At 40.1% G+C, this 9,813-nt stretch carries 5 protein-coding genes; all 5 read right to left on the reverse strand.

Annotated features, from left to right (window positions below):
* Positions 1–3,435 (reverse strand): collagen-like protein, encoded by a 3,435-nt coding sequence (locus tag N824_RS28985; protein ID WP_084498281.1) that lies wholly within the window; start codon positions 3,433–3,435, stop codon positions 1–3.
* A gap of 69 nt (positions 3,436–3,504) precedes the next feature.
* Positions 3,505–4,671, reverse strand: a complete 1,167-nt coding sequence (porV, locus tag N824_RS11485) for a type IX secretion system outer membrane channel protein PorV (protein ID WP_048905301.1) — start codon at positions 4,669–4,671, stop codon at positions 3,505–3,507.
* A gap of 4 nt (positions 4,672–4,675) precedes the next feature.
* On the reverse strand, positions 4,676–5,176 hold the full coding sequence (locus N824_RS11490) for a T9SS type A sorting domain-containing protein (protein ID WP_048905302.1): 501 nt from the start codon (positions 5,174–5,176) through the stop codon (positions 4,676–4,678).
* A gap of 179 nt (positions 5,177–5,355) precedes the next feature.
* A complete protein-coding gene (locus tag N824_RS11495) occupies positions 5,356–7,734 on the reverse strand; it encodes an ABC transporter permease (protein WP_255327442.1) in 2,379 nt (792 codons plus the stop codon).
* 10 nt (positions 7,735–7,744) lie between these two features.
* A partial coding sequence (locus N824_RS11500; RefSeq protein WP_048905324.1) for an ABC transporter permease occupies positions 7,745–9,813 on the reverse strand: 2,069 nt, incomplete at its 5' end.

The raw sequence follows: 9,813 nt of genomic DNA on the forward strand, positions 1-9,813 counted from the left end.
CTATTTTACACTAACTAATACGTTAATTTTTCCAACTGATTGATTATTGTAAGGCTGTAAGGCCTTACCTAATACTTGTCCTATTTTGACTTTATCCGGATCTGCTTTCATTGCAACGCCAGCCATAGAAGAGGTAACCAGAAGGTCACCTCTTGAAATCACACCTCCCTCTAAACATACTTTTGTGGGTAATACGCCTATCACACCCATCGGAACCTGGCCTTTTAAATCGCTGTCTATATGTTCCTCGGTTAGTAATACTCCAGGTTTTGTAGCATACACACCTGCTACCAGACTTGAGTAAGGTGTACTGGATTTTTCAACTGCTCTGTCTTTAGTCGTTGAAATGATCAGGATGTCGCCCGGTTCATAATTTGAAGTTAAACCTATAGTTTCAAATGATTCAGCAATATCAGCACCGCCCGTTTGTGTACCACCATTAAAAAATCCTCTGCCGGCAGCATTAATACGCGCTACATTTACTGTTCCCGGATTGCCACTTTTAAAAAGGGCGATTGAACCATTACTATGTGTTTCTACAGTTAGAACGGGGTTTGTATTGGCATCATTGAAATTAACAAGACGTGCAGCTTTTCCGTTGCTAAAATTAGGAGTCCATGCAAAAAGTGCATTTCCTGTGCCGTCTGCAGTAGTTTCCACTCCATCACCACTATTCGTAGCATTGGCTGTAACACCATTGCCATTGCCATCAGCAATCGCTATTAATGCAGGGCCATTTCCTGCAGGATTGGATGCGTGGAATAGCCCTGCGAAACCTCCTGTACCTGAAGAAATACCATATATCCCGGCAGTGCCAAAGTTAGAGAATTGAGAGTTTACTTCGCCTTTAACAGCAGGTGAGGTGCCGGTCGTACGATCTACTTTAAAGTTACCTGCAATACCATTTCCTACAGTGGTAACAGTTATTACATCATTTGTATTACCATCATTAAAGATATTGAATCTGCCGGCTCTGCCTGTTGCAAATGTTGGAACCCACGCATATAACGCATCACCAGAGCCATTTATGTTGGTTTCTACACCATTGCCTAATTTCTCTGCATTGGCAGTGATTGCATTACCATTTCCATCAGCTAATGCAACTAAAGCCGCACCATTGCCAGCTGGGTTTGAAGCATGAAATAAACCTGCAAAACCACCCGTTCCAGATGATATTCCAAAAAGCCCTGCGGCTCCAAAGTTACCAAAAATGGTTTTCACTTCGCCTCTTACAGCTGCCGATACACTATTTGTATTATTTACCAGAAAGGATGCTGCATTACCTTGTGTATTATCAGGGATATTTCCGTTACTATTGGTTTCGACTTCTAAAGTATTTCCGGCAGTATTTGATTGATTAACATTTTCAAATCTTCCGCCTCTTCCAGTACTGTTGTTTAATCCAACCTGTCCAAAAACACCAACACCAGTACCTGTTGTATTTGTTGCTATGAATCCTCTAACACCATAACCGCCTCCATCATTACGGCCGACTACCGCACCAGCTATATCACTGGTTGTACGGCCTACAACAGCTTCTCCGGCACCTGTATTATCACCTATTATTCCTGCGGATACTTGTTGTGAAGAAATTCCCTGAACTGCAAATCCTGAACCGGTGGTGCTAAGTACACCAGCACCAGTACCGGAACCAGTAACACTAATTGCCGTTCCATTACCGAGGGTTGAAACATTTAATGCATTGTTGTTGTTCGCATTATTAAAAATTGCAATGTTTGCAGGGATACCATTATTACTTGTTGCAGTAAGTCCTGTTCCTGCATTGCTATTGGCATATACACCTGTTCCATTACCTGACGCATTTCCATATACACCAAGGCCACTAGGTGTTACTCCGTACACACCCCAACCGCTACCGGCTTGCGAACCCCATACTCCAATACCTAATCCCCCAGTTCCATTGTTTATGCCCCGAACAGCACTGGAGAAACCTCCAGGAGTTGTTGAGGTAATTGTACCGCGTACGCCAACAATACTAGCGGCAGCGCTTGAGCTGGTACCATCTATCGCGGCTCCATCACCAACAGTACTTGTCGTGAGTGCACTATTGGTATTTGCATTATTAGTAATCGAAAAATTGCCTGCGATACCATTTTGACTTGCCCCGTTTATCCCTATACCCGTATTACTGTTTCCAAAAACACCTGTTCCATTACCTGACGCATTTCCATATACACCTAGGCCGCTGGGTGTTACACCATATACCCCCCAGCCAGATCCTGCATGAGAACCCCACAGACCAATGCCCAAACCACCCGTACCATTGTTAATGCCTCGTACAGCAGCTGAAAAACCTCCCGGAGTGGTAGAGGTAATAATTCCACGTACAGCAGCTATACTGCTTGTTGTACTTGCACTAGTTCCCTCTATAGAAGTTCCGTCTCCGGTGTTATTAATTGCAAACAAAGTAGCCGCGTTATTTTCGGTTGCATTAAATGGTAACACGAAACCGCCCCCACCAATCGCTCCAGGAGCCCAAGATACACCGTTGAACTTCAATACATCGTTTAATACTGGTGCTACCGGATCAATTGGTTTGGTTTGTAGTGCAGCTACAACAGGGTTAGGGTAGGTGCCAGATAAATCGCCACCGGCAGGAAGACCGTTTATTTCGCCAGGAATTCCTTGTAGACCTTGTGGCCCGGCTGGTCCAATTGGCCCAACAGCGCCAGGATTACCCATTGCTCCTGCAAGTCCGGCTACACCTTGGTCGCCCTTATCACCTTTTAAACCCTGTGGCCCGGCTGGTCCAATAGGCCCAACAGCGCCAGGATTACCCATTGCTCCTGCAAGTCCGGCTACACCTTGATCGCCCTTATCACCTTTTAGACCTTGTGGCCCGGCTGGTCCTGCAGGTCCTATCGCCCCGGTAACTCCTACTGGTCCAACTGCGCCTGCCGGCCCAGCGGGTCCTGTTGTACCTGCTGGGCCTACAGAACCGATATCTCCTTTGTCACCCTTAACTCCGGCAACTCCTTGTATACCTTGTGGTCCAGCTGGACCGGGATTGCCTGATGCCGCATATAGTGCATAAGGAACACTCATTAACTGTGTACTCCCTAGCGTATTATATGAACCACCTCCCACAGCCAGTTCAACTTTAGCAAATTGGTTAGCATTTTGCCACGGTATAGCAGTAAATGTTCCCGTTCCAGGTGTTCCTTTACCTATTTGTAAAGTAAACAATCCTAATTGATTCGTATTTGCAGAATGTTCTTCCATATACTGCACCGGGCCGTTTGCAGAACCTCCAAGGATGGAAATTTTAACCTTTACCGCCTGATTTGACAGGACTGTACCATTGGTGTTCCTGGCAACTGCCTGGTAATTTATCCCTTTAAAACCATCCTGAGCGCTGGCCCATTGCAGTCCTGCAAAAAGAATAAATACTAGCGTAAAAAATGTACTTCTCATAGTTTATGATTTTAAATGCGTTCTATTTTATTGGTTTGTTGATCACTTTTTAAGGTTTCAAGACATTGATTAATTTCCTGGTAGTTTGGAGGCTCCAGGCGTAAAACACAGTGTAAATCGCATAGAATTTCTTAGCACATAGCGATCCTCTGTAGGGAATATATAGCTTATATCTATTCTTAAGGGATTAACATTAAGGCCTATGCCAGCTGCAAGATGTTGCCTGTTGCCCTTCTCAGGATCTTCATAGAAATAACCCGTTCTTATAAAAAAACGATTGTAGTAAGAAAACTCTAACCCACCAGCAATGGTGAACTCTGATAGTTCTTCTTTAAATCCCCCGGGTGCATCGAATAATGAAGTAAATAAAGCACTTGTAACACTTCTGTTAGGGTCTTTACCTTTTTCTATCTCAGTAGTAAAATTGCCATCAGCATCCTTTCTGTACCTTGGCGGAGTAGGCACCATTAATTTATTTATGTCGAGCAAAATGGTAAGTCTACTTTCTGGGGCTGCATAGAAATTATAACCAGCGCCCAACCTTAGGTTCATCGGCAAAAAGCTGGTCTGACTATCAGAATATTTAAGCTTAGTACCAATATTGCTTAAATTTACACCCCAGCTAAAACTTCTTGAATAACGGCCATTTTGGAGTTCCCGAATCGAGTAAATAGATACATCGGCAGCAAAAGCATCTGTTGGAGTGAGCTCTAAATTGTTGTAAGTTCCTTTACCAATATCACTTCTAAAATACCGGGCTGTTAAGGCCATTCCAAAAGTTTCACCAAATTTGCGTGCATAGCTAGCATCTATACTAAATTCACTAGCCTTGTATTGCTCAATAAGGCTCCCCGTTTCATCTCTAAAGGCAATTGATCCTAAATCGAGGTATTTAACAGACAATCCAAGCGCCTCTCTATCGTTTAATTGCCTGAATGCGGTAAAGTATCCCAGATGAGAATCTTTGCTGAGTTGTTTCATCCATGGCGTGTAGGAAGCACTAAAGCTCATTTTTTCGCCGAAGGTAATCTTCGCCGGATTGATGTATAACGAATTAGCATCAACATCTAATCCTGTGCCTGCCTCAGCTACTCCTGAATTTCTGGCATCGGCACTTAGTAATAAGAAAGCAGCTCCACTTTGAACTACCCTATTGTCTTGTTGCGCAAAACTGTTCTGGCACCAACATACCAGACAAGCCAAAAGGCCTGTAGCAAGGTAAATGTTTGTTTTCATAAATTTATTGTATTACCAGTTTCTCTGAATAGGTTCTTCTGCTGGCTTTCAGAACTACATAATATAAGCCCGAAGGATAGCCAGCTAGAGGCAGAATATAGTTTGCTTTGCCAGCCAGCATTTTTAATGAGATGTTTCTCACGGTTTGTCCTGCATTATTTACGAGCTGTATGTTCACCATATCGTCCATTACCAAATCAAATTCAAGTTTGGTTTGGCTGTTGGCCGGGTTTGGATAGACAATAAAACCTGTAATAAGAGGAGCCTGGGGTTCTGGTATGCTACCGTTGACTTCCGGTTGCTGGAAGCCTTGTGTTACCAATAGGGGAGAGTTTTCTATGGCTGTTACCAGAACGTCGCCTATGGTGTATTGGAAAATGGTATTATTGATCTCTGCCGAGCCTCCTGTGCTGGCAATAACGGATCGCTGAAGTTCTACTTGTTGCGCGTTTGCCACAGCAGTAAAACTGAATATGCCAAATATTGGCAAATATCTTTTTTTCATCGAGAGAGGGATTAATTGTAGATATAACCCAAAATTACATATAAGTAATATTGGGTTGTTCTAGGATTAAGTAACTCGTAAAATCAGCTATGTGTAATGAGACTATTAATTAGTAAACTGCACTTGCGAAGAAAATAATACATCAAATTTGTCTCCTTTGATTTATACGGTCCGGGATGTTAGTCGTATTTTAGGGCATCAACCGGATTTGCTCTGGCGACTTTGAAAGTTTGAAGGCTTACTGTTAATACAGCAATAAATATTGATAAAACAAATGCAATTATAAATGGCCACGTATTCAGGCCTATTTTGTAATCATATTTTTGAAGCCAGTTTGTCGTTATAACATACGCAGCAGGAATTGCTATCATGTTTGATAGAATAACAAGTTTGATGAAATCTTTATTTAGTAAGATAAGTATGTCCTTTAAATTAGCCCCAATTACTTTTCGGATACTGATTTCTTTGCTTCTTTGCTCAGCAATATAGAGCGCCAGACCTAACAAACCTAGACAGGATATAAAGATGGCAAAACCACCAAATAGATTGGAAAATACACTCAGCAATTTCTCGTTTTTTAATTTATCAGCAATCCTTTCACTCACAAAGTCTATTTTAAATGGATAATCCGGGTTTAGGTTTAGGCTTAGTTCTTTAATTTTTTGTATAGATGTGGTTATGCTTTGCGATGGATTTAAACGCATGATGATTGTGCCTGGATTGGTCTCACTATAAAAGAAAAGCAACGGATTTACTTTGGTTCCAAGCGATGAATAGTTGTAATCTTTCATTACACCAATAACTGTAAATGTTTCGTTCCAATCGTCATTTTTTATTTTTGCACCAATCGGATCTTTAAGATTCATTGTTTTTACAGCAGTTTCATTTAAAATTACTTTGGTTGTATCATTGCCAAATTCGCTGCTGAAATCTCTTCCCTGCAATATCTTTGCATCAATTGTTTTGGTAAAATCGTAACCTGAAAATCTAATTTGCATGGCTACCTGTTCATTTTTTAGCTGGCCAGGCCATTTTATCTTTTCTGTGCTTACATAATTGTTTGTGAGTCCGTTTGTAGTCTCTGTTGCAGAAACTATAGCTCCCGATTTAATTAATTCTGATTTGAATAGCTGAAGTTTTCCAGGGTCTTTTAAAACACCCAGACGTCCAATCTGAATAAGGTTGTCCTTGTTGAAACCAAGAGGCCGGTTGTTCATATAGCTGATTTGATTTCGTACCACTATAGCACAAATGATCATGCAGATTGAAAAACCGAATTGGATTACTACCAGTATTTTACGAATAGGTAACGAAGTTTTGCCGGCCCCTTTAATGCCTTTTAATATCGTAATAGGTATAAATGAAGATAAATATAGAGCAGGATAGCTGCCTGCGAGCAACCCGGTAATGAATGTTAAGCCAATAAGCATGGCCCATATTTTATACGAACCATAGTCTATTGTCAAATCAATTGCTAATAGATTGTTAAAGTAGGGAAGCACAGTTTCTAATAAAATAAAAGCGATAAGCAGCGCCATGAAAGATAAGAGGAGCGACTCTAATATGAACTGCCAGGCAATGGATTGCCTGCTGGAGCCAAGGGTTTTTCGGATCCCAATTTCCTTTGCACGTTTTTCTGATCGWRNGRTMGRMAGRKNCRTGTAGTTGATGCAGGCAATAAATAGGACACAAACTGCAAGCAAAAGAAATAATTTTATTTGATCTATGCGACCACCTGCAAGTTCTCCATTCTCAAACTGATCATATAGATGGGTCTTTTTGAAAGGAAAAAGAAAGAATTCTATATAGCTGTCATTTGTGTTCTGCCTAAAGATTTTTCTAACCTGTTGGTCTGCCGAGGCAAATTGTTGTTCATCTTTAAGCATTACTATGGTATTTAAAGCACCATCAGTCCAACCCATTTTTTTATACCATGGACTTTCATTTTCTAAAAAAGTCCATGGTATTAATACATCGAAGCGATAGGTTTGGTTTTGAGGATGATTGGCAATTACTGCCCTAACCATTAAGTCGCTACGATTATCGTATCTTATCACTTTACCAATAGGATCTTCCTCTCCAAATAAGATTTTAGCAGTTTGTTCAGTTATTATAGCTGAATTAGGAGTTGATAAGGCGCTTGAAGAGTCTCCCTTAATAAAATTGTAATCAAATATTTTTAAGAAGGATGGATCTGCGAAAATCAGGTTTTTGTTGAATGCGTTGTGTTTATGTTTAAATGGGCTTTCATCTCTTTCAGCCATTCTGCTTACCTGTTCTACACCAGGGATTGTTTGTATAATGGTTGCAGCAAGCTGATTTGGAGTACAATAAGCACGATTAGTGATAATGCGGTCGCTCATGATATCATTATCATAAACAGAGTAGATGCGATCGATATTTTTGAATTGCTTATCGTAACTCCATTCGTAATTTACGTAGAGCAGTAACATTAAGCAGCAGGCTAGGCCAATAGCTAATCCTCCGATATTAATCAGAGAAAATCCCTTGTTTTTCCAAAGGTTTCGAAGCGCGATTTTTAATGCTAAAAGGTACATGTCTTTAATATTATTCAGCTTTAATCGCTTCAATCGGGCTCATTTTTGCAGCTCTAAATGCCTGAAAAAAGACAGTTGCAAGAGAGATGAGAAAGGCTAAAAAACCAGAGACTATAAAGAACCAAAGTTTTAAATCGATTCGATATGCAAACGAGTCTAACCAATTTTTACCCAGTAAATATCCGATAGGTAAGGCAATTAGAATTGAAATAAGAACAGGTTTAGTAAAATCTTTAGACAGAATATAGACTACATTGAACTCGGAAGCCCCTAAAATTTTTCTGATACCAATTTCTTTAAATCGTTTTTCGGCAGTGAAGGTAGCTAGTCCAAATAAGCCTAAGCATGAAATTACTATCGCCAACATAGCAAAGTATCTTGATAATACAGCTACCCGGGTTTCTGCTACATACTGAGCTTGAAAATCCTGATCCAGGAATTTATAATCAAAAGTATACTCTGGATTGTATTGGGTATTGAATTTTTGAAGTTCTCCTATTACCGGTTTTATACTTCCTGCTTTTATCTTTACCATTACCCTGTTGGTGTGTGTAGGTTTATATCTGATAAACATGGGGCCAACTTTTCGATGTAGAGATTCAAAATGGAAATCTTTTGCAATACCAATGATCTGCATGTCGTTACCCCATAGCTTAAAAATTTTACCGACAGGATCTTTTAAGCGCATTATTTTAATACCAGCTTCATTAATGATCACTTTAGAAGTGTCAGAGCCAAATTGTTTAGAAAAACTTCGCCCTGCGGCCATTTTTATCCCCAGGGTTTCTATCAAGCCTGCGTTGACATCTGCACGTTGAAATTTAACGACTTGTTTAGGATCTCTTCCTTCCCATCCAAAGTCTCCAAGAGTATAGCTTAAATCACCAAGCAGTTCCCGATCTATGCTTGATGCATTTACAACACCATCTATTTTCTTTACTTCATCGATCACAAAATTTATATTGTTTCTCAGTTTGCCGTTTGTTTCAAAATACAATACATTATCTTTTTTATAGCCCGGATTCGATTTCTGTACATATTCAATCTGTTTATAGATGATAAGAACGGCCACAATCAGGATCACTGAAAAAGCAAATTGAAAAACTACAAGTCCTTGCCTTGTTAGCAATGCTGTTGCCGTAAGCTGAAGCTTTCCCTTTAGAGCGGCAGAAGGTTTAAGGCCTGAAAGATATAATGCCGGATAACTACCAGAAAGCAAGCCCGTAAAGATAGTTACGCCAAGAATTGACAATATGAGTGTACTGTTGAATTGTAAGGTTAAAAGCTTTCCTGTGATCTGATTAAACTGTGGTAGCATTAGTTCTACTACCAACAGCGAAACAAATACTGCCATAATGGTTAGCAGCATAGATTCTGAAAGGTATTGTAAAATTAATGATCCTCTTGGTGCACCCATCACCTTTTTTACCCCAACTTCTTTTGATCTTCTGGATGCTTTTGCAGTAGAAAGGTTCATGAAATTGATACAGGCAATGATTAGAATAAAGACCGCAATGAGTGAAAATAACCTTACATAGGCTATTCTTCCGCCAGCAACTTTGCCATTTTCAAATTGATTGTACAGATAACTATCCGCAAATGGCCTGATAAACAAGGTGTAGTCTTTTACGCCTTTTGTTTTTAAATAATTCTTGATTTTAGTATTAAATAATTTGGGATCTACATCTTTTTTAAGAACCACAAATGTACTTGGACCATAATTTGTCCATTTGCGGAAGCCAGAATTTCCTTCAGGGCCTAACAACACATCATAAGAGACTAAAAAATCAATTTGTTCTGAGGAATTTGTGCCAAAATCCTTAAAAACGCCAGAGACCATTGCATGGTTTTCGGCTTGCATTTCAGTGTTGCTCCAAACCATTTCTTTACCAACTACATCTGTGCTATGAAACAGTTTCATAGCCATGCTTTCTGAAATGGCAACAGTTTTTTTGCCAGATAATACTTCGTTTTTGTTGCCAGTAATAAGTGGGTAAGAAAATACTTTAAAGAAATCCGGTCCCGCAAATTTACCAGCCGCTTTTATAGCAGGTTGATGATTAGCCGATACTTTACTCT

This window comes from Pedobacter sp. V48 (genome assembly GCF_000523515.1).
Classification (GTDB): Bacteria; Bacteroidota; Bacteroidia; order Sphingobacteriales; family Sphingobacteriaceae; genus Pedobacter.